The 21736-nt window shown below is 46.9% G+C and carries 14 protein-coding genes; 2 read left to right on the top strand and 12 right to left on the bottom strand.

Annotation, left to right across the window (positions count from 1 at the left end):
• Positions 1-88: 88 nt before the first annotated feature.
• From ASG33_RS02510 to ASG33_RS25695, 5 genes are all read right to left on the bottom strand, one after another.
• Entirely contained in the window at positions 89-1669 is a 1581-nt protein-coding gene (locus tag ASG33_RS02510) for a RagB/SusD family nutrient uptake outer membrane protein (protein ID WP_056279920.1), read from the bottom strand.
• Positions 1670-1687: 18 nt separating this feature from the next.
• Positions 1688-4681: a SusC/RagA family TonB-linked outer membrane protein gene (locus tag ASG33_RS02515; RefSeq protein ID WP_056279922.1), complete on the bottom strand. Its 2994-nt coding sequence runs from the start codon at positions 4679-4681 to the stop codon at positions 1688-1690.
• Between the two features lie 56 nt (positions 4682-4737).
• Positions 4738-8259 (bottom strand): PVC-type heme-binding CxxCH protein, encoded by a 3522-nt coding sequence (locus ASG33_RS02520; protein WP_056279924.1) that lies wholly within the window; start codon positions 8257-8259, stop codon positions 4738-4740.
• A gap of 374 nt (positions 8260-8633) precedes the next feature.
• Complete coding sequence (locus ASG33_RS02525) at positions 8634-10793, bottom strand: S9 family peptidase (protein ID WP_229238541.1); 2160 nt, start codon at positions 10791-10793, stop codon at positions 8634-8636.
• 502 nt (positions 10794-11295) lie between these two features.
• A complete protein-coding gene (locus ASG33_RS25695; RefSeq protein WP_157474537.1) occupies positions 11296-11454 on the bottom strand; it encodes a hypothetical protein in 159 nt (52 codons plus the stop codon).
• Positions 11455-11759: 305 nt separating this feature from the next.
• Between ASG33_RS25695 and ASG33_RS25700 the strand changes: the two genes are divergently transcribed.
• Positions 11760-11906, top strand: coding sequence for a hypothetical protein (locus ASG33_RS25700; RefSeq protein WP_157474540.1), 147 nt, complete (start codon positions 11760-11762; stop codon positions 11904-11906).
• 103 nt (positions 11907-12009) lie between these two features.
• Here ASG33_RS25700 and ASG33_RS02540 read toward each other — a convergent pair whose 3' ends face one another.
• The 5 genes from ASG33_RS02540 to ASG33_RS02560 form a co-directional block, all read right to left on the bottom strand.
• The gene (locus ASG33_RS02540) at positions 12010-12792 is read right to left on the bottom strand and encodes a DUF1828 domain-containing protein (RefSeq protein WP_056279933.1); all 783 of its coding nucleotides are present in this window, start codon (positions 12790-12792) and stop codon (positions 12010-12012) included.
• Positions 12789-13289, bottom strand: coding sequence for a DUF6978 family protein (locus ASG33_RS02545; RefSeq protein ID WP_056279935.1), 501 nt, complete (start codon positions 13287-13289; stop codon positions 12789-12791). Before ASG33_RS02545 ends, ASG33_RS02540 begins: the two co-directional genes overlap by 4 nt.
• Positions 13290-13392: 103 nt before the next feature.
• Complete coding sequence (locus ASG33_RS02550) at positions 13393-14970, bottom strand: glycoside hydrolase (RefSeq protein ID WP_056279937.1); 1578 nt, start codon at positions 14968-14970, stop codon at positions 13393-13395.
• A gap of 1 nt (position 14971) precedes the next feature.
• Positions 14972-16129: an NRAMP family divalent metal transporter gene (locus ASG33_RS02555; RefSeq protein WP_056279939.1), complete on the bottom strand. Its 1158-nt coding sequence runs from the start codon at positions 16127-16129 to the stop codon at positions 14972-14974.
• Between the two features lie 74 nt (positions 16130-16203).
• A complete protein-coding gene (locus tag ASG33_RS02560; RefSeq protein ID WP_229238542.1) occupies positions 16204-19944 on the bottom strand; it encodes a hydantoinase B/oxoprolinase family protein in 3741 nt (1246 codons plus the stop codon).
• Positions 19945-20006: 62 nt separating this feature from the next.
• On the opposite strand from ASG33_RS02560, the gene ASG33_RS25705 reads away from it, so the two are divergent.
• On the top strand, positions 20007-20177 hold the full coding sequence (locus ASG33_RS25705) for a hypothetical protein (protein ID WP_157474543.1): 171 nt from the start codon (positions 20007-20009) through the stop codon (positions 20175-20177).
• Here the strand turns inward: ASG33_RS25705 and ASG33_RS02565 are convergent.
• Entirely contained in the window at positions 20174-21052 is an 879-nt protein-coding gene (locus ASG33_RS02565) for an AraC family transcriptional regulator (RefSeq protein WP_056279942.1), read from the bottom strand. The genes ASG33_RS25705 and ASG33_RS02565 overlap by 4 nt on opposite strands.
• Before the next feature lie 6 nt (positions 21053-21058).
• Positions 21059-21736 (bottom strand): family 43 glycosylhydrolase, encoded by a 678-nt coding sequence (locus ASG33_RS02570; protein WP_082489070.1) that lies wholly within the window; start codon positions 21734-21736, stop codon positions 21059-21061.

Below are 21736 nucleotides of genomic sequence, written 5' to 3' on the forward strand. Positions count from 1 at the left end.
GCGGAAGCCTATTTTAAACAAAAAAATCTTGCTCGAAAACTTTGTTTTCGAGCAAGATTAAAACTACTAACCTAATCAGAATGTATTATCAGTAGCCCGGATTTTGTTTCAGATTCGGGTTTTTATCAATTTCATTTTGCGGAATTGGGAACAATGCGCGCTGTTGGGCTTGCGGTCTGTGGTTAAACCATTTCTTGGTTTCATAAATCCCGAAGCGGATCAGATCCTGGCGGCGGTGCGCCTCTGCTGCAAATTCCCAGCCTAGTTCATCCAAAAATCGGCCAAATTTCACATCGTCACCACCCTGGCGCTCGGTAATGGTACCGTCTGCCGCCTGGTAGCCGTAGTTGTATTTGCTGCCTTTCATCAGGTCTGCGCCGGTAACTGTGGCTTTTGCAGGATTTGCCTTGAATGCGCGTGCGCGTACCTGGCTCACCAGTGCAGCCGCTTCGTCCGCTTTGCCTGTGCGAAGCAATGCTTCCGCCTTGATCATCAACACATCCGCGTAGCGCAGGAAAGGGAAATCGTTGTCCAGACTGCCCGTTGCATTTGGCTTGATCTTGTATTTACCAATGCGATATCCGTCGGTAGAAGCAGTTTTGTCCATTCCGGGAACCGTTTTGGAGTAAGTAATTACCACTGCGCCGGTTGTTGCATTTTTCTGCGGGCCCATGATCCAGCTATCCGCCAGGCGACCGTCTTCTGCGTCGTAAGTGTCGATAAATTGAGGTACCGCGCAGTTTCCGCCCCATGGACCTGCATTCATCGGATACACCGAGCGGCTCAGAGGATCTAGCGTTTTCATGTGGATCTGGTTTCCGGTACCATAAATCTCATCATAAGGAATCGCGAAAATGATCTCTTTCGAGTTGAAGTTAGTCCACGTGAAAACATCCGAATAGTTTGCATCCAACGTGTATTTGCCACTTTTAATCACTTCATCAGCTTGCTCTATTGCCTTCGCCCATTCCGCTGTTCCGGTGTATACCTGTGCATTCAGGTATATTTTGGCCAAAAGCGTTTTCGCGCCCCAGCGGTTCATCTGACCGTAAGTAGTAGCCGCATTGTCGCTCAGGTTCGGCATGACTTCTGTCAGTTCTTTTACCACAAAATCATAAACTTCCTTCCGCGTGCTTTGCTTTGGCAGGTTAATATCCTTGAAATCGGTCACGATCGGCACATTACCGTGGTTGTCAAGCAAAAGATAGTAAGCAAATGCACGCACCGCCCGCAGCTCAGCCTGGATCTGTTCTTTACCGGTTGTAAGAGGTATGTCCCCGTCTTCAATTTGTGACAAAACCCGGTTGGCAGTAGTTATACTGCGGAATGCACTCTGCCACGCATTCTCAGGCTGCCATTGTAATGAAGTCCACGTGTGCTGGTGCATCCGGCGATAGGTACCGCCATCGTCCCAGCCGTTTGGACGTACCGGCGTGATGATGGCGTCGGCTGCTTCTTCCTGCAAATCGAAGTAACCTTGCCAGCCGAGCATCAAGCCGCGCAATGAAGAATAAACAGGCGCTACGATCGCAGGCAGGTCTTTTTCAGTCGGCTGGTAAGTACTAGACAATACTTCTGAATACACTTCCTCATTCAAATCGGTACACGACAAGGTAGCCACGCCGAGCATGGAAGCTAAAATGATATATCTGGTGGATTTATTTTTCATTGTTTTCAAGATTTTGGATCAGAAGTTTACGCTAAGTCCAGCTGTGAAAGTGCGTGTTGTAGGGTACTTGTCACGCTGGTCGCTGCCAGGGAAAAAGCCGGTCATGGATACACCCTCAGGGTCGATTCCCGAGTACTTGGTAATCGTAGCCAGGTTTAGTCCCGACACGAATACGCGTGCGTTTTTCATTCCTTTGATCAGGTTCACCGGCAAAGTATAGCCCAGTGTCACGTTGTCAATTTTCCAGTAATCACCTTTTTCAATGTAATTGGAAACATAAACCAGGTCACTGTTCAGCACTTTCCCGTCGATCGGATCGTAGGCAGTTTTGAGCATATTGTAAGCTTTGTTCCTTGGATTGTTGTAAAACATGCTCTGGAAATTCAGAATATCATATCCGAATGCGCCCCGCATATTCACAGCCAGGTCAAAGCTTTTGAAACGTACCGAGTTGTTCCAGCCCACTATGTGCTTTGGAATACCATTTCCATAATACTGACGGTCTTCCGGAGTTGCATTTGCGATCGGGATAATCTCTCCGTCTTTATTTTCGATCAGCCACGCGCCTTTATCATCCACACCTACCGATTTCCACACAAAAAACCGTCCGATCGGCTCGCCAACTTTCACCCGGTGCGTACTTACCTGAATCGGTTCGCCCGTATAACCCGCGTCGAAAAAGTCGTTTGCTGCTTCAAATTGATCGTTTGAAAGACTTACCAGCTTGTTCCTGTTGGTAGAATAAGTGATGCCGGTATTCCATTGCAGGTTCGCAGTTTGCACCGGTACAAGGTTCAAAAGAATTTCCATCCCATCGTTTTTCATCGTACCTGCATTGATCAGCATCGAGCTCGTCAGGTAAGGCGGAACCGGCACAGGGAAGTTGTAAAGCAGATCTTTCACCTTGCGGCTGTAAAAATCGATAGATCCATTGATCCTGTTTTTCATAAAACCAAAATCAATACCTGCATTCACCTCTTCCTTCTTCTCCCAGCGCAGATCTGGGTTGAAGTTACGGGCTGGGATAAATCCTGGAACCCATTTTCCACCAATGTATGCACCTTGTGCGCGGTCAAAATTATAGCTGATCTGCGACAGGTACGGCGCACTGGCAATCGTTCCCGTAACCCCGATACCCGCACGAAGCTTAATTTCATTCACACCTGAAAGTCCGGCCATGAAATTCTCCTTGCTGATCCGCCAGCCCACAGAAGCCGCCGGGAATGTACCCCATTGGTTGTTGATCCCGAACCGGGAAGAACCCTCGCGGCGCACACTCGCCATAAACAGGTATTTTTCGTCCAGACTGTAAGTCAAGCGGCCAAAGAAACCTGCCAGTTGCCATTTGTTCTTGGTACTTCCCATTCCAGCCTGGCCTTTTTGCAAAGCGCCACCTGCGCCGAGGTTGTTCCAGTCGTAAGCGTCAGTCGGGAAGTCCCAGTTGCTCGCGCTGAAAGCTTCGTAGGTTGCATCCTGCCAGCTGTAACCGCCAAGCAATGTAAAACGGTGTTTACCGAATGATTTGGCATAATTACCGGTCAATTCCAGCAGGTTTTCATTGTTTGCGTAAGTGCTGCGGTATGCGGTTGCGTTCTGGTTGCTCAATCGTGTCGCCGTATGGTTGAATGTCGTCGAGCCGCCTTCCAGGTTGCTGTTTTGTACATTGGAAACCAATAATTTGAAGTTCAGGTCCGCGATAGGCGCATAGTCCAGACTTCCGCTCATCCGCATTTCTTTGAATTTGGCATCGTAGTTCGACTCGTTGATGAGGGAAACCGGGTTTTCGTAAAAATAACCGTCACGCTCCTGCCACCCACCTGTTTCCGTTCTCACACGGTCGGTGGGGTTACGGATAATTGCCTGGCGGTAAATGTAACCGTACGCTGCATCGTTGTCAGCCGGACTCACCGCACCGTTCGTGCTGGTAATGCGGTTGATGATCTGAATGTTTGTTTTCAGTTTGTTGTCAAACATCGCGTGGTTCAGGTCTGCGCGGCCTGTAAACCGGTTTTGTCCAGACCTCAAAAAGATACCTTCCCAGTTCCGGTAGTTGACAGACCCTGTAAAGTTGGTCGTGCTGTTTCCGCCGAAGAAAGTCAGGTTGTGGTTGTGGCTGACAGGTTTTTGCATGATCTCGTCAAGCCAGTCGGTATTGCCGCCGTAATCTTTATAGTCAATGCCTTCACTGATTTTTTGGCGGTAATCGTCGCCGGTAAACAGCTCTGGTCTGCGCGCGATGGTTTGGATATTCACATAATTGGAATATTCAACGGTTGCACGCGAGGTACCCCGGTTTTTACGGGTTGTGATCAGAATAACTCCGCCGGTGGCGCGCGTTCCATAAATCGCAGCCGCTGATCCGTCTTTCAAGACATCTACAGACTCGATGTCCTCCGGCGCAACTGTATTCAAACCGCCCGGAATACCGTCGATCAAAACAAGTGGGTCAGAGTTTCCATTGATCGAGTTGATACCCCTCAGATTGATCTGCGTGTTTGAACTGGGCGAGCCGCTGGGCGTGGTAATACGTAATCCAGCGACTTTTCCCTGCACCAGCTGCGCAGCGTCGCGCACGGTTCCTTTGATGAAATCTTCTCTTTTAATACTCGCAACTGAGCTGGTCACATCGCCTTTTTTCTGCGTTCCGTAACCGATAACCACCACTTCCGAAAGCTGTTTCTGATCTGGCGCCATTTCAATGATCAGTTCGCTCTGGCTGCCTACTACCACTTCCTGGCTCACATAACCAATGTAGCTCAGGATCAAAGTAGCTTCATCAGGAATGGTCAGTTTGAATTTTCCTTCGGTGTCAGTGGCTGTTCCAATGGAATTATTTCCTTTCACAATAATAGTCACACCCGGCAGCGGATTTTTATCCTCGGCGGATACGATCTTGCCCGAAATTTCACGTTCGGCAGCCAGCAGCTGACCGGATAATAGGCATACCAATGCAAGACTGCAAAGCAGCCGGCGCGGTATTTCCTGGATCAAGTTAGATAATAGTCTATTCATGTTTTTTAAGTTAGATGGTGAAAGAATTTTCAGGAGAAATCTTCTTTTTCATAGGCTTATCGTTTTGTATTGTTCGCGACTACTTTCATAGTTCCATTCATGATCCGCCAGTGCCCGGGGACGGTGCAGAGGTAGGGATATTCACCCGGCTTGTCGGGCGCTATAAATACGAGCGTTGCATTTCCTTCCGGGCTCACGAGCTCTGTTGCGTGCAGTACTTCGGGTATTTTCGGTACATAGTTCAGGGCAATCGCATTGGATTCTCTCGCCAGCAGATCGGCTGCGGCACCTACTTTTTCAAGGCTGCCAGGCGTAGTTACCAGCAGGTTATGCTGCATAAAATCAGGGTTAGTGAACTGGATTGTCACTTTCTGGCCTGCTTTTACGGTAAAAGCCTTTTTGTCAAATTTCATTTCATGCTCAATCGTTTTGAGTTTGATCATCACTGGCTCGCCGATTCCCTTTTTGACCTGAGCTGGCGTTTCAGCGGTGATAGCAGCGACTTTTTTGTCCGACTTATCCTTTACGATCTGGTTCAACTGCAAGGTGCTTTTGATATCCAGCCAACCTCTGAGCCTGAAATTTTCACTGTATTCTCCCACTCGGTTTTCGTCCCTCAAATCACGTCCGAGGCGGATTTCGTCCGGTGTAAATGGTTTGGTAAAAAGCCCGGCCGCTTTTCCTTTCACAGGCGTTTCGTCTTCGATCGCCAATGTCATTTCTCCATTTTCAGAAAGCGTTGCGAATGCATTGAAACGCTCGTCTGGTACCTTTTTCGTGGAAGTAACCTGATAAGATTTTCCATTCTGTTTGACCAGCCAATGCAATTTTCCATTGTCGATAAAGAGGCTGTATCCATTCTCTTTATTCCCCTGCGAAGCAACCACGCCTGAAAGTTCCTCGTCGGCTTTGGTAATAATCGCCTTGATCTGCAACTCTTTATTAGCAATATCAGGAGGAAAAATGGGCGGCGACCAGAGGTTAAGTACATAAGTTTCCTGAACCAAACCCCGCTCAATGCGCGCAGTTAATGTGGAATCTTTGAGCTTTGCAGCCGCATTCTTAAATCCAGCTTCATGCTTGATCACGCCTGAAAAAATGGCTTGTGCCAGGTATTCATCCGCCGCATTTTCAGAATCCTGACCAGCCAGATAAAGCATTCTGCCGATCTCTTCCGAGGCCGGTAAATCCGTCAATGCGTGCACGGTTGCAAGGCGCACTTTCAGGTCGGGATCTTCCAGAGACTTTGTCCATTTTAATGCAGAAAGCGTTTTGTCGTTTCTTGGTAAAAGCTTCACTGCATTCTTGCGAACACCGGCGGCCGGGTGACGAACTGCGCGCACCAAAGTATGGTAAGCCGTCTCGTTCGTCTCGTAAGCGCCGAGTCCATCCAAAGTCCACAATGCATGCACAGCGGGACTGTTGAGGCCGATTTCGTCGACAGTCTGATCATTTACAATCTTCAAAAGCTCGGGGATCAATGCAGTTTGTTTCCCTTCTACGATCAGCCGCTGCGCCGTAGTGCGCCAGAACATATTGTCGTTTTTCAATGCAGCTAGCAAGCTGGCTCCGTCATTTTTATCCAGTTTTACCGGTGAATAAGATTTTGCTTTTTTGTAAACCACCCTGTATATACGTCCGTGTTTATTGTCCCGGAGCGGATTGATATAAGCATTGCCTTTTCCATTCTCAAATCCTCGTGGAGTAGGGTTGTGCTGGATAATGAAGCTGTACCAGTCGGCCACCCACACGGCCCCGTCGGGACCAACTTCGGCGTGAACCGGTGAAAACCATTCGTCGGAACTGGCCAGCAAATTGTAGCCATTTTTCTCTTTGTAACCCGCGCCTTTCGGGTTTAATCTTGCCTGGTAAAGCAAGCGACCTGTCGGCTCGCAAACAAATGCAGTATTGTTCCAATAGGATTTCGGGAAATTGCGGGCGGTGTATAAATTATGTCCGGCAGCAGCTGTAAACCCACCGTGGAAATCTACCTGGCGCAATGCAGGTGTGAGGTAATTCATATCGTAATGCGAATCCAGCTTGTACACCGTATTCCCTGATCCGTCGGCCACCGAACGTTTTACATATTCGAGCGGCATCGCAAAATGCCCGCTGTAATTACCATTTGCTGTTGAAATGAATACTTCGAAATCTTCCGAAAAACCGAGTCCCCAAGTGTTGTTGGAAGTGCGGCCGATGTATTCCAGGTTTTTTCCATTGGTATCAAAACGGTAAATACCCTGACTGAAATTCGTCGCTTTTCCATTCACATCGCCTCTGTAACCCGCGTATCCCAAAACACCCCAAACCTTATTATCCAAGCCATATTTCAAATTCGATGGGCCCGCATGCGTATCGCTCTTGCCCCAGCCGCTGATGATATTTTCACGAACATCGGCCTTGTCGTCTCCATTGGTATCTTTGAAGAAAATGAAATGCGGCGCCTGCGCTACGATCACACCGCCATTTGCGAAAGTGAGGCTGGTCGGGATATTCAGTCCGTCGGCAAAAACGGTAAACTTGTCCGCTTTTCCGTCGCCATTGGTATCCTCGCAAATCTTGATCCGGTCTTTACCGGTACCTTCTTCATTGCGGATTTCGTTGGGGTAATCTTCCGTTTCAATGATCCAGAGTCTGCCTTTTTCATCCCACGCCATGGCAATAGGTTTTACGATATCCGGCTCGGAAGCAAATAGTTGCAAATCAAAATCAACAGGTACCTGGATCAGTTTTTGTGATTCGGCAGGAGATAATGGAAGCTGGAATTTCGGAGCCGGATCGCGTCTTTCATAGTTGGGAACTTCGGCATCTTTAAACTCCATTACGGGCAATCTGAATTGCGCCAGACTTTCTTTCGCCTTGTCGTTCACAGCCCACATTACCCCGTTTGCAACCAGATCGTGGAAACCTTTCTGCTTCCAGGTACGCTCGTCGTGACCGTAAGCAGTATAAAAAACACGTCCTTTTCCCTGCGTCCGCACCCACGTCCAGGGTTCGTGGTGATCGCCTTCAATGCGTTCCTGCAATACCTCAATGTCGGGATTGATCTTGTGGTGAACGTAAGTCTCGTCCCAGGTTTCAAACGGTTTCAAACCCGCCATAACCGGATGCTCCGGCTTTGTAATCGGTGCAGTGAATGTTCCATACTTATGCGTATTAAACTGCGCCCCGACAGCTTTGATATACCAATCCGAATTTTGAAAACAGAAAGAAGCCGCATGCAGCGGAATCAATGCTTTTCCACCTTCTACAAAATCCTTCATAGCAGCTTCCTGCGCATTCGTGATCGTATTATGATTGGCATAAATCATCAAACCATCATACTGGCTCAACGTTTCAGGATTCAGATCATTGAGGTCGGAAGTATAAGTAAGATTAATGCCTTTCTGAAAAAGCGGCAGGGAAAGCATTGGAAAGAACTTTTCCGAAAAATGATGCCGACTATCGTGACCAAGGAACAGGATTTCGATCCGGCGGCCTTCTGCCGAAGAAGTCACAGATTTGTTACCTGAACCTGGCTTCTTGGCACAGCCGCCGAGAATGATAAAGCAAATGAAGAGTAGTAAAAGGTTTTTCATGATTCATGGGTTTTATTGATAGCGATAGTGCACGAGGCATCTCGCATTTTGCTTCGGCCGCCGGGCAGTCGAAGGGCCAAGCACAATGCTGCATCCAGCGGTACTTTGTAGCGTGGTCGCCATTTGCTTCGACTGCGCTCAGCATGACAAGGCTGGTGAGCGCGACACTTTTGTCACCCTGTTTCCCCTTATTCGCCCCGAGCGCCCCTTTTGTCACCCTGAGCGCAGTCGAAGGGCAGGCACAATGCTAATAGCAACCGTACTTTGTAGCGTTATCGCCCTTTTGCTTCGACCGCCCGGCGGCCCGGTCCGCTCAGCATGACAAGGCTGGTGAGCGCTACACTTTTGTCACCCTGAGCGCAGTCGAAGGGCCACTACTGCGTCACTGCCACCTTATTCCGCCCCGGCGGATCTACTTCCAGCAACTTTTTCACAAAAAAGTCCCGCTTCTTCCTTCTTCCATAAGTTCCCCCATCGCTGTGGCCCATTCCCGGGATTGTCAGCAATTCAAAATCTTTATTCGCCTTGATCAATGCATCTGCCACTCGGTAAGTCGATTCTGGTGGTACATTGGTGTCGGCCTCGCCCACGATCAGTAGCAAATCTCCCTGCAATTTTGCTGCGTTGGTTACATTCGATTGTTCGTCGTAGTGCTTGCCCACGGGGTAGCCCATCCATTGTTCGTTCCACCATTGCTTGTCCACACGGTTGTCGTGGCAGCCACAGGCGGAAACTGCGGCGTCGTAAAATCCGGGGTGGAAAAGCAGTGCGCCCAATGAATTCTGGCCGCCCGCCGAGGTGCCGTAAACGCCCACTTTGGTAGAATCAATGTAAGGATACTTTACTGCCAGCGCCTTCATCCAGGCAATTCGATCGGGGAAACCGGCGTCGGCCAGGTTTTTCCAGCAAACGTCATGAAATGCCTTTGAACGGTTTGCAGTGCCCATTCCGTCCATTTGAACCACGATGAAGCCCAGCTCGGCCATACTCTGCATTTCACCATAATGCCTGAAAGCTTTGGGCACAAACGAATCCTGCGGACCCGCATAAATGTTCTCAATGATCGGGTATTTTTTGTTCGGGTCGAATGTGCTTGGCCTGTACACAATCCCCCAGGTATCCGTTTTGCCGTCGCGCCCTTTTGCGCTGAAAATTTCGGGTAACTTGAAGCCCAGCGATAGATATTTCGAAATATCAGCCTCTTCCAGCTTCATAACCAGCGACGCGTCAGACGTTTTGTGCAGCTCCATTACTGGCGGGCTCGTCATCGTTGAGTAAGTGTCAATATAATAGCTGCGATCAGGTGAGAAGGTAAGCTGGTGGTGGGCTTTTGCGTGGTTTGTAAGTTTTACCAATCCGGTTCCGTCAAACTTAACACGGTAATAGTGCATGTGATAAGGATCTTCATCCGCATTCATCCCATTGGCCCTGAACCATACTTCGCGCTTTTGCGTATCAATGCTGTCAATATCGCGCACCACCCAGTCGCCTTTGGTGATCTGATTTTTGATCTTGCCCGATTTTTCGTCCACCAGGTACAAATGCCGCCAGCCGTCTTTTTCCGAAGACCAGATGATCTCGTGCTCCTTGGGCAGGTAATGTGTGTAAATAAGGTTTTGGTAAATGAATGTGTCGGTCTTCTCGTCGACGATATTTTTGGTATCGCCATTCGCTGCATTCACTTCAATTACCCTGAAACGCTGATGCCCGCGGTCTACTTTTTCGTAGGTAAAATGTTGCGGATCGCCTTCCCGCCAGCGGATGACCGGCACATTGAAGAAATCGATCTTTTCGGATTTTACCTTGGTCAGCGCTTTGCTTTTTGTATTGATCACGAACATTTCGTAGCTCGTAAATTCATCACCAGGCTGTGCGTAACCCCGCGTTTTCACTTCGCCTCTTGTTGTATTTGGGAGTGAAGAAAGAATGTAGCTTACCTCTCTTTCTTCTTGTTTATCAATTCGATAGCAAACAATATACTGTCCATCGGGCGACCAGCTTAACTCGCCGAATGGTCGCAGCGGATTACCTTCGTAAGTGAGCTGTTTTGCATCTTTTCCGCCGGTAGTGCCGAGGTAAATGTTTCCATTCAGGACAAATGCTTTCTGCTTTTTGTCTGGTGAAACACTGTCAGCACGGAAAGGCCTCCACCTGCTTGATTGTCTTGTCCAGCCAATTTCCTTTGGCTCCTCAATGGCAGGTTTTTCGATCTTTTTGGCAGTGTTTTCTTTGCTGTCGTAGGCGTACCATTTGTTGTCAGCTTGTATGTAGATCGTGTTTTTTGTATTGTCGAAACGTAAACCCTGCAGCAACAACTTTTCCGCAGAAAAGGTAGTATCAGCCGCTTTTGAAAGCGCTTTTGCTACTTTCTCATTCTCAAATGCCTTTGTTTTTTTGCCTTTTACCGCATCAACGTATATGTACTCCGTCAGGCTGTCTTTCAGGATATTCCTGTACCAGAATGATTTTCCGTCGGCTTGCCAGCCAGGCTGAATGCTGGTTTTCAGCACCGAGCCCTTTGTGAGAGAATCCATCAATTCCATATGCTTGTATGCCTTAGAAATTTCCTCCCGGGTTGGCTTGTAAGCCGGTAATTGGGCATGAGCAACGTGCGCTAGTAAACACAGCGTAGCCAAAGTTCTGACCTTTCCTATATAAAGATTAAAGAAGCTCATTTACAGTATTTTACAAGGTTTTAGGATTGTAAAGACAATAGCAGATCTGTCTGCCTTTTTGGGCAGAATACGGACTGTTTAAACTTTAAAACACGAATTGCTCTTATTGTCTATATGTAAAATTAGACCTAACCCTGATGATAAACTTGGTAGAAATTAGCGGCTTTTTTACCGATATTAACTTAAATCAAGCTGAGCTTTGGCATTCGAGGCAATTTGGAGGATTATATTTGGTGGATTTAGTGGATGGGCGAATTAAAGATGGAGTTATGACAATGTTATTCAGACCTCAATCAGATCCTGATAGGTTTGAACAAGTATTTTGGCGATTGTTTGAGTTCATACCCCGTATAGTCAAACTTCAAGGTACGATGAAGGACTTGTTGTTCCTGCTTCTTGTTTCCAGTTCAGCAGGGGAAAGCCGTTTACCCGTGGTGAGTTCCGGTGTCAATTTCGTGCTTTTAACTTTGTCAAGATACTCCCATTTGAGTCTTTCGCCTTTTGAGGGTGGGGTTTTCATGCTAGTGTTGTGATTACGTATTAACTGTTAATTGTTTGAAATTTAGTCGAATATAGCAAAAGCAGAATAGCCGTCCATCTTGAATCGAATAATTTTTAACCCTTTGATCAACCCTTTTTTGCATTATTCGCCAAAGATGCTAAGTTCATTGCGTCCAAATCTTCCTGAGCACGGCTAATGGTGTAATCAGTTTTACAAACATTACTATACTATCATGGACAAACTTCAAAATCCGAACAACCGCCAATCAGCCGCAGAGGCGCTTCTTGCCAACTACGTGAACAGACCTCATCAAACTCGAAAGAATGCACCACGATATTGTCCTGCGGTACTTTCACCCGGGAAACGGCTGGAATCCGAGTCCCGAAGATAAAATGGAGGTACTGTATACTACGGAGATCATCAATATGCTTTTGCGGGATCTTTGGGAGTATGGGAGGAAGGGGTTGTAAATGCAAGAAGGCGCAATGCAACATTGCGCCTTCTTCGATATTGTTTGATGTTTTACGTATCCAATCTTGTACTAATAGAATCCTCTTCAGCAGTTTCAATGAATTAAGCGACGAACTTCAAAATGTTGTCAGGTTGAAGCCGTTCACTCCATACAATTACGTCGGCATTCTTTGATTTGAGGGCTTCCAAAAATTCGCCTCTCACAAGTTTTTCTTCGTCGTTAATCACTGCGATTGCGGTTACGTTTTTCTTGCTTACCTTTTCTCTGATTGGCTTTATGTCGTCCCAACTAAAAAGGAAGCTACTTAAAGTCTGTTTATTAATTGTATTAAAAGACTTTATGACAATCTCGTTATCCCTTCCGGCAATTTGAAAGTCGAACATGAATTCTAATCCTGTGGATCCTTTGGAGATAAAATCGGGAGTGTAAATAATATTCTGCGCATCCAGAAAAGTTCGTACATCTTCCTTGAAAATTGAAGTTACGTTTGGTTTAGAGAGCATATACAAATCATTCAACTCCATTATTGCAGACAGGAAGTTGTGTTTCTTTTGCGCGAAGTTTTGTTCTGTTGTTTCGGTAGTCAATTCATCATTATGTAATTGAATCCCATAGTTAAGTAAAATTCTTTCAGCAATGTTTCTTCTCTCACCAACTCTGTTAACAGCAGCTCCCACCAATTCAAGATTTTGAAAAGTATCCCCATTGTCCGAAAGCAATATTTTTTGCCCTACTTTCTGAGCGTACATTTCGATGGTATCATTGAAAAGTCCAATGAACGGAGTTTGTATTGCGACCCATTCTGTTCGTTCATCAGGAATCACTACAGTTTTACTCTTCAGCCAGCCGTAATAATCATTTATCAGTGTGTTTGCCCAAGTCATAGTAATAGCGAATTTTGAATGGTAATCGGAGTTACAATATTGATCTCATTGGCAAATGCAAAAACGGCGGCTGCAAAATCTATACTATTTTCCACTTGAGTAACAGGAAAATTGTCCACGCTTATCGGAATTGCCCAGGCCAAATCTTTAAATCCTTCCACATAGATGTGCATGTGAGGTTCATTTTGAAAAAAGTGTCCAACATACGGTTTTACATGCTCAGGAACAAGGTCTGTGAGGGTTTCTGGATTCTTATGTCCGCCTTTATAATCGACTCTGAGTAAACCTTCTCTCAACTTATTCTCCTGATGATGCAAAGATATTTTGAAGGATATTTTTTTGTTTGATGTGGTATCAAACAAGAATTCGTATTCCGGTTCATCCTGATTTGTTAATATAAGACGGCTTTTCTCCTCGTGGAGGTTTATAGTGACAGCTCCATTCTTCAAATTCTTCGGTAGACGTAACAGTTTAGTTGCTAATTCATTTGAAAACATAGGTCTCAATAGATAGATTGATAGTCACTATTCTGGGTGTTGAGATCGGTTTTATGTCAGTATCGAGTAGCTCATCCGCAATTTAGCAAGATTAATATCATTACTAGTTTTTCTCCAACACCACCGTCACCAGCCCCCGCGCAGGCAGCCGCACCCCTTTCTTCCAATCAATACCTTTCCCAAACTGCATATCCACTCCCTGTTCCGTAGTGGTGGTATAGCTTTCGAAACCTTTTTTCAACTTAAATCCGCTCAGATCCAACTTCAAATCACGCACGTTTTCGGTATAGTTGATCGCTACTAAAACAATCTGCTTCTCGCTGGCATATGCACTTACCATCACATCCTGCGCGATTTGGACGGTAGTTAAGTTGTCGTTTCGGGTTAGGTTTAGTCGTTGCATGCCCGGGCGGACGAAGCGGCTGTAATGGCCTAGTGCCCAGAGGTTTTTGGTGGCTGTTACGGTTCCGTTGATGTATTCTTTATCCGAAGGATTCAATGCGATGACATAGTATCTGGTGTCGAAATCAGGGCTGCCGGGTTCCCAGCTGTTCCAGAGCTGCCAGGCGGCGGCGTTGCCGTAGACGAGGTCGTCGTGGATTACTTTGGAGAGGAATAATGCGCAATCTATCGCGGGGATTTTGCCTTTTTTACTTTCCTTATAACCGTCTGCGAGCATCGAATATTCAGTTTGCCAGAAGGTTACATTGTATTTGCGCACGGTGTCTGCCACATGCTGGCGGGTTGCAATGCGGGCGCTGTCGCCTTTGTCGGTGAAGTAGCTGTGGCCGCCGATGAGTTTGGGTAAATGCTTTAAGTTCGTAAGCTGAGTTGGGATTGTAGGATTGAAAAAAGCCTGTATCTGCTTGGTTGCATGACCATTTCTACCATAAAGAAAATCCAGCTGGGCTGCTTCTGTGATCAGGATTTTAGAGGCTACGTTGTTTTTGGTCAATGCATGGTCGAGCTCGGTTGTAATTCTGGCGATATCCTCATTTTTCCACGGGGTACCTTCCTGTTTCGCCGGCGCTCCCACGGGGTGTGACCAGTCCCATTGTGGCTCATTGACCGGACTGATATAGTTGAAATGCAAACCTTCCTCATCGAAATGCTTCAAAACCGTCGCCAGGAATGTTGCGTAGGCTTCGTATTTGTCGGATTTAAGGTTATTTACATAGTCCTTCTCTGTTTTATAGCCAAGTCCATTCTTGGTAAATTGAACAGGAGGAGTGTTTGAGAATGCGATCAGATTTTCTACACCATATTCCTTTGCTTTTTTCGTAAACCACAAATAACCAGCTTGTTTGGTCCAGTCGTAAGTGCCGTCGGGATTCAGGAAGCTTTCAACTCGTTTGCGAAAATCACTGATTCCGCTGCTATCGCCTTGCTCGGCTGTACCGCCGCCTATATTGAAGCGCCAGGCCGATAAACCTATTCCTTTCGGATTTCCGCTTTTATCTTTTTCCTTACTAAAAAGCCACTCAGCCATTTGCTCCCGATTTTCTACGGGCCAGTTTTTACCAATCCCTTCCGAAAACCAGGCTCCGGCTGCTCCAAAATTGTCAATCTGCTGCGCCGTTTTATTTGCATCAATTTTGATAACAAGTGGTTTGGGATTTTGGGAAAAAACAGGCGCACTGAGCATTGAAATCGAAATAGCAAAAATCAGTTTTCGGGACATATCAGAAAAGTTTAAAACCCATTGCCAGCAGCACGATCACAGCGAGCCAGCCGGCAATTTGAAGAAAAAGGGAATGCTTGTAAGTACCCACAAGACGCGCTTTGCGACTTGCTACCAGTAGAATCGACAATGCAACCGGCAGTACAAATCCATTTAAAGTACCTACAAAAATGAGCACTTTGACGGGCCTCCCTACCAGGAGAAATATCACTGTGGAAATGAAAATAAAGATGATGGTAAGCCAGGTGTGGTATTTTTCAAAAGCCGGATGAAACGAGCGCACGAAGGAGACCGAAGTGTAAGCTGCGCCTACCACCGAAGTAATCGCCGCGCACCAGATCATCAACCCGAATAACTGTCGCCCGAAGCTGCCGGCCGCAGTTTCGAAGACGGAAGCGGTCGGATTGTCGGGATTGATATTCGCTCCGGTCATTACAATACCCAGCGTCGCCAGAAATAGCAGATATCGAATTACAGCAGTGACCAGAATGCCAGTCGAGGCACTTCGATTAACAAGCGGAAGATCCTTTTCGCCACGCAAACCAGCATCGAGCAGCCGGTGCGCGCCTGCAAAAGAAATGTAGCCGCCCACTGTCCCGCCTACGAGGGTTAATGTGGAAATGGAGTCAAATTGAGTTGGAATGAAAGTGTGGGTAAAAGCCTCTCCAAGCGGTGGGTGCGAGGTAAATGCTACGTAAAGGATCAGCAAAATCATGACAAAACCCAACAACCTGGCGAAGGTATCCATTGCTTTTCCGGCTTCTTTGAAAAGGAAAATCCCAATCGCGATCGCCGCGCTGACTGTCGTACCCACCTCAACCGGAATACCCGTCATGGCTTCAATCCCAAGTCCTGCCCCGGCTACATTGCCGATGTTGAAAGCCAGTCCGCCGACTACGATCAGCAGCGCGAGCAGGTAGCCCAGGCCAAGGAAAAGTTCGTTGGCAAGATCCTGTGCCCGTTTTCCGGACACGGTAATGATTTGCCAGATGTTGTATTGAACGCAAAGATCTATAACTACCGAAAGCAGGATGACAAATCCAAAACTGCTTGTGAGCTGCTGGGTGAACACGGTAGTCTGCGTCAGAAAGCCTGGTCCGACGGCCGAGGTGGCCATTAAGAATGCTGCGCCGAGAAGTTTGCTTTTTGTGTTTTCCATTGTTTTGTTGCCACGAAGGCACGAATTGACACTAATCATATTCGTGTCAATTCGTGCATTCGTGGCATTAAAAATTAACCCCAACCCCCGCCACCAGGCGTTTCAATAATCAGAATATCGCCTTTTTGAAGTTCTAAACTACATATACCCGAAAGCTCCGAAATTTCACCGTCAGAAATCAATGTATGCTTCCCGCACAATCCAGCCGCACCACCATGCAGTCCGTAGGGCGCCTGTCTGCGGTGCTGGCCTAGCAAGGTAACCCGCAAAGGTTCGAGAAACTGGATTTTGCGGATAATACCGTCACCGCCATTGAACTGACCTTTTCCGCCGGAATTCCGACGAATGCCAAATTCAAGCAAACGCACAGGATACTTGCGTTCAAGCTGCTCGGGATCGGTAATGCGCGTGTTGGTCATGTGCTGGTGTACCGCCGACCGCCCGTGAAAACTGCTTCCCGCGCCGGTACCACCGCCAATCGTTTCGTAATAACCGAACTTCTCATTCCCAAACAGAAAATTATTCATCGTACCCTGACTGCACGCCGCTAAGCCGAATGCCTTCAACAATGTATCCACCAGCCGCTGGCTCACTTCGGTATTGCCGCCCACCACGGCCGGACAAGCGAACGGATCGTCTGAAAAATGCGGGTGCAGAAAACTGTTATCCGGCAGCTTGATCTCCACTTCTTTCATCAAACCGTCATTTAACGGAATTTCTTTGCCGACCAGCAATCTCAAAACATACAAAATCGCACTATACAAAATTGAAATATTCGCATTCAGATTGTTAGGGTGCACATTCGAAGTTCCGGCAAAATCAAAAAGCTGCTTGCCGGGCTGAATGGAAATCCGTACCTGGATCTGATGTCCGTCATCAAGCAATTCCGTTGCTTCAAACTTCCGCCCGAGCAGCGGCTCCATTGCACTTTGTAATTGCAGCGCAGCGGTTTGTTTGAGCATTTGCATATACTTTTTCACTTCCGCCAGTCCGTGCACATCCACCAGTTTCAAAAGCTGCTCACTTCCTTTTCGGAGTGCGGAAAGTGCGGCGATGATATCGGCTTCATTGGAGAGAAATGAGCGGGTAGGATAGCGGCTTTCGCAAAATAGTTTTCGCATTGCATCCCATTGATATTCTCCCGACTTAACCAGATATTGAGGCAAAATCACAACTCCTTCCTCCGCCAGACAAGTAGCGTCAGGTGGCATTGAGCCGGGCGTTTTTCCGCCCACTTCTGCGTGGTGTGCACGGTTAATTACGTAACCGATGCATTTATTTTCATTTGTAAAAACACCGGAAATTAATGTAATATCAGGCAAATGCGAGCCGCCGTAACGCGGGTGATTGGTGATCACCACATCTCCCGGACCAATTTTGATCGCATCCAAAACCAGTCTGCCGCATATGCCCATACTGCCCAAATGCACCGGAATATGTTGCGCATTCACCAGCAATTCACCTGCTGCATCGAGTAGCGCGCAGGAGAAATCGAGCCGCTCTTTTACATTCACTGAAAACGCAGTCCGTTGCAGCTGGACACCCATTTCTTCCGCAATTGCTTTGAAACGATTTGTGAAAAGTTGCAGCGCTACCTCTTCGCTATGTTGCTCTTTATTAAAGGTTTGAGCTTCTTTTTTGAAAATGATCGCATCCTTATTTTCCTGGATCACCAGCTGCCAGCTTGCCGGAATGTAAGACGTAGAAGTGTTGTTAAGTAAGATTGCAGGACCTTCAATTGCGTCCCCGGCATTGAGTAAGTCCCATTCAAAAATCTCGACGATTTTATTTTGGTCGAAGTAAGGCACTAGTTCTTTGGTAGCAGTTGCTTTTTCGCCGTCTTTTCTAATTCGTTTTGGGTCAAAATGCTGCGCAACTTCCTGAATTTTGAGCTTGACACTTTCCAGCTCCACGGTCATATTTTCAGGATAATAGCCAAACTGCGAGTGATATGCTGCTTCAAATGCAAGAATGGTTTCATCTTTCTGATAGGGTATTTCTATCACATTCTCCTGACCCGCAAACCGCAGATAACAGTTGAAAAAGGCAGTTTCTGCATAGCTTATTCCTTGCGATTTGAGCTTTTCTTCGCCAATTACAACTAACTCTTGTTGAATAGCATCAATCAATAATTTCGCTTCTTGCCAGGGTAAGAGGATCTGCCTGGGAACGATCGTGCTTACCAGCGCCTCTCCCATTCCTACTGCACTGAAAAGTCCGGCGTCGTAGGGGATCATGACCGTGTTGATATTCAACAGATCAGCCAGCTGACAGCTATGCAAGCCGCCCGCGCCGCCAAAAGTAATGAGCGCAAAATCGGCCGGACTGATCCCTTTTTCCACCGAAATCTTGCGAATCGCGTCTGCCATTTTCTCGTTGGCAATACTTTCCAGTCCGGTCAGTATTTCGAGCGGATGTAATCTGTTACCTGTTTTTTCATGAATGGAATCTTGCAACTTTTCCAATGCAGCAATCGCAGCTTCCGGGTTAATCGGAATGCCGAATTTGGAAATATCCAGCTTGCCGAGCAGCAGGTTTACATCGGTTATAGTAAGTGGTCCGCCTGCTCCGTAACAGGCTGGCCCGGGCAATGCGCCTGCACTTTCGGGTCCGACCTGCAATGAAAATCCGTCAAACCAGCAGATCGAGCCACCTCCTGCGGCTACGGTTTCGATCGCCAGCGTGGGATTGTGAAATTCGATCCCGTCGATTTCAGTAATGTATTTCAATTCAGGCTGTCCGTCGATCAGCGCGGTGTCCGTGCTCGTGCCGCCCATATCGAACGTGATTGCTTTTGCATAACCAAACTTTTGCGCCAGGTTTGCAGCCGCGATCATTCCTCCGGCCGGCCCGCTCAGCAAACTATCTTTTGCATTAAAGCCACTCACCTCGGCCAGGCTCCCCGGGCTGGTCATCACTTTCAAGGTACCCTGATGCAATGCGTTTTTTATATTTGAAAGGTATTGATCCAGAATCGGGTCCAGATAGGCATTCACAACCGCAGTTTGCGTTCTTCTGAGGTAATGCGAAAATGGGAAAAGTGCTGACGAAGCTGAAATGTACTTTACTCCCGCCTTTCCAAGCGCGTCCGTAAGCTTGATTTCGTGCGTATTGTTTTTGTAAGAATGTAGAAGAGACACAGCAACTGACTTGTAATCAGTAGGTAAGTTCTGGTTTACTAAATCGAGTTTCTGTAAAATATTTCCCTCAGCATCCATCCTTTCCTCTATTTCCAGCACTTCTGAGTAGAGTAAATTCGGCTCGGGTATATCCAGCTGAAAAAGAGAAGGTCGCTGCTGATTTCCAATATAAAGCAGGTCTTTAAAGCCTTTTGTGACGAGTAGCAGCGTTTTTGCACCTTTTCTTTCGAGCAATGCATTGGTGCCTTTGGTAGTACCAAGCCGCATTTCAATAGGTGGCAAATCGTTTCCGATAGGGGTTTGTGTCAGAAGTCTGGACGCCAGGATCGGCGCTTCTTCTTTGGTAGTGATCTCAAAATCCACGGTTTTTTCAAACGGAAAATCGTCTTGCAGGGTAATCGTATTTGACGCGTAATCAATGTCCGCAATGCTGGTCTCCGCATCATTTCCGAAAATCCTGAAAAAGTATCCATTCAGAATATCGCGCGAAAACTTCCAGTTAGCTTCAAACCGAAAAGTGCAGGGCGCGAGTTTATTAACTATTTTTCCCCTCAAACAACTCGAACTCAAAACCTTGATCCGACTTTTATTTCCAGCAGGATCAATCGCCAGACAATCCGTAAAAGTCCCGCCGGTATCGATCCAGATTTTCCAGTAACTAATTGAAGTATTCAAGTGGATAAAGCAATTGTGATGGTTTTTTAATATGCATTTAAGTTGGGACAAAAACTAGAGGTATGGGGGAGTATTTAAACATTAATCCTGCTTACGAGCTTACAGAAGAAATGAAAGTATCGATTAATATTGCCGAAGAGGATTTTCGTGAAGGCAGAGTTGTGGATCACGAACAGGTGATAAAGGAAATGAAAGGGTGGCTGGACAAGAAGAGTCCGGACAAAATACGCTAACCAACTCTCTCCAAAAATCCTTTCTGATACTCTCTCGGCGATAGCCCGATCGTCTTTTTGAAAACCCGGTTGAAATTCGTCACATTGTCGAAACCGGTTTGGTAGCTGACGTCTGAAAAACCGTCAAACTTGCCTGAAACGATGATTTTGCAGGCTTCGTTGATGCGGACTTCGTTGAGGAAGCTGACGAAAGTTTTATCTGTATGTTTTTTGAAATACCTGCAAAATGCCTGGGGAGTAAGGCTGGCAACTTCTGAAATTTCAGCGAGAGAAATGTGGCTTTTATAATGCCCGACCAGATATTGAAATATCCGGTCCATTCGGATCCCTTCCACTTCCGAAATCCGGTGCTCGCTGTTGCTGGTTGCGAGCGGTTTCAATTCTTTGGTTGTGGAAAAATGATGAAGCAACGAAATGAATGCGGCCACGCGCTGACTTTCCTTTTGCTGCATTACTTCTTTAATCGTGCTTTTAATATGTGCATTGTCGGATAACGGAACCTGGAAACCATTGTGCAAGCCACTCACAAACTTCCGGATTCCGGTCATTTCTGGCAGACTTAATATGTTTTGCGAAAGGTGGATCGGGTCGAAAAAGATGGAAACTGAACGGACCTGTCTTGGCTCGGCTGCATTAAAATACGATTCATCGCTCTTAAAAATATGCGATTGGTTGGCGCCGATTATGTACACTTCGCCCGACTCGAATCGCTGCATGTAATTTCCCGCGATCAGAATCCCCGAACCTTCTATAACCCACTCGATCTGCACTTCGCGATGGCGGTGCAAGTGGTTATAATAATGCGGTAAAATGCTTTCCTGCACCACAATGGTACTTTCCTTCGGGACCGGAATGGTGAATTGGACAACTTTCATTGAAGTTCAAATACGTTTAAAGCAATGGCCAGCCATCTTCCCAGTGGCATCAACGGCTCCATTACCGGATTTCGATTTGGAAGCGGTTTTTGGAACACTCGCCAGGGTATACCATTCCTGCGGATCAGTTGCAATCGCTTTCGCATCCGGATTTAGTTTGACAAGCTTAATGCCATTCCAGAATGACCCGAACGACAGCCACGGCTGCTTACTTTCGTCCAGTATTAAATTTGGATCAATTGCATTCCATTCATCTCTTCCGCTCACGGATTCCACAACTTGCTGGTGATCGGTCCAGTGGTAATCCGGACTTTTTGGATCCAGGGCTTTATTAGTGGCCAACCCAATGCAGGAGCGTTTTTTACCGAAAGTAGAAATGGAATAATAGAGATAATACAGGCCATTGTGAAACGAAATGTCCGGTGCCCAAATCTGTCCTTTAAATCCCGGAACTGCTTTTACGGCCCATTCCGGCGGGGATGCGAAGACGGGCTTTTCTTTCTTCCAATTCTCCATATCCTTTGACGACCAGATCGTTATTCCGCGTCCGGTGGTGAAAGCGTAGTAAGTTCCATCCTGCCGGATCATCACAGGATCGTGCGCAGGAATGTTCTTAAACAAAGAATCCTGGGCGCAGGATATTTTAGCGCCCAGGATCAGTATCAGAAAAGCAATGTGCTTCAT

Source organism: Dyadobacter sp. Leaf189 (genome assembly GCF_001424405.1).
Lineage (GTDB): Bacteria > Bacteroidota > Bacteroidia > Cytophagales > Spirosomataceae > Dyadobacter.

What these genes read in the sequence shown, in the direction of transcription:
- ASG33_RS02555 (WP_056279939.1), bottom strand. Translation starts at nt 16,129, where the DNA reads ATGGAAAACACAAAAAGCAAACTTCTCGGCGCAGCATTCTTAATGGCC.
- ASG33_RS02550 (WP_056279937.1), bottom strand. Translation starts at nt 14,970, where the DNA reads ATGTCCCGAAAACTGATTTTTGCTATTTCGATTTCAATGCTCAGTGCG.
- ASG33_RS02565 (WP_056279942.1), bottom strand. Translation starts at nt 21,052, where the DNA reads ATGAAAGTTGTCCAATTCACCATTCCGGTCCCGAAGGAAAGTACCATT.
- ASG33_RS02540 (WP_056279933.1), bottom strand. Translation starts at nt 12,792, where the DNA reads ATGACTTGGGCAAACACACTGATAAATGATTATTACGGCTGGCTGAAG.
- ASG33_RS02520 (WP_056279924.1), bottom strand. Translation starts at nt 8,259, where the DNA reads ATGAAAAACCTTTTACTACTCTTCATTTGCTTTATCATTCTCGGCGGC.
- ASG33_RS02515 (WP_056279922.1), bottom strand. Translation starts at nt 4,681, where the DNA reads ATGAATAGACTATTATCTAACTTGATCCAGGAAATACCGCGCCGGCTG.
- ASG33_RS02570 (WP_082489070.1), bottom strand. Translation starts at nt 21,736, where the DNA reads ATGAAGCACATTGCTTTTCTGATACTGATCCTGGGCGCTAAAATATCC.
- ASG33_RS25695 (WP_157474537.1), bottom strand. Translation starts at nt 11,454, where the DNA reads ATGAAAACCCCACCCTCAAAAGGCGAAAGACTCAAATGGGAGTATCTT.
- ASG33_RS02510 (WP_056279920.1), bottom strand. Translation starts at nt 1,669, where the DNA reads ATGAAAAATAAATCCACCAGATATATCATTTTAGCTTCCATGCTCGGC.
- ASG33_RS25700 (WP_157474540.1), top strand. Translation starts at nt 11,760, where the DNA reads ATGCACCACGATATTGTCCTGCGGTACTTTCACCCGGGAAACGGCTGG.
- ASG33_RS02545 (WP_056279935.1), bottom strand. Translation starts at nt 13,289, where the DNA reads ATGTTTTCAAATGAATTAGCAACTAAACTGTTACGTCTACCGAAGAAT.
- ASG33_RS02525 (WP_229238541.1), bottom strand. Translation starts at nt 10,793, where the DNA reads ATGGATTCTCTCACAAAGGGCTCGGTGCTGAAAACCAGCATTCAGCCT.
- ASG33_RS25705 (WP_157474543.1), top strand. Translation starts at nt 20,007, where the DNA reads ATGGGGGAGTATTTAAACATTAATCCTGCTTACGAGCTTACAGAAGAA.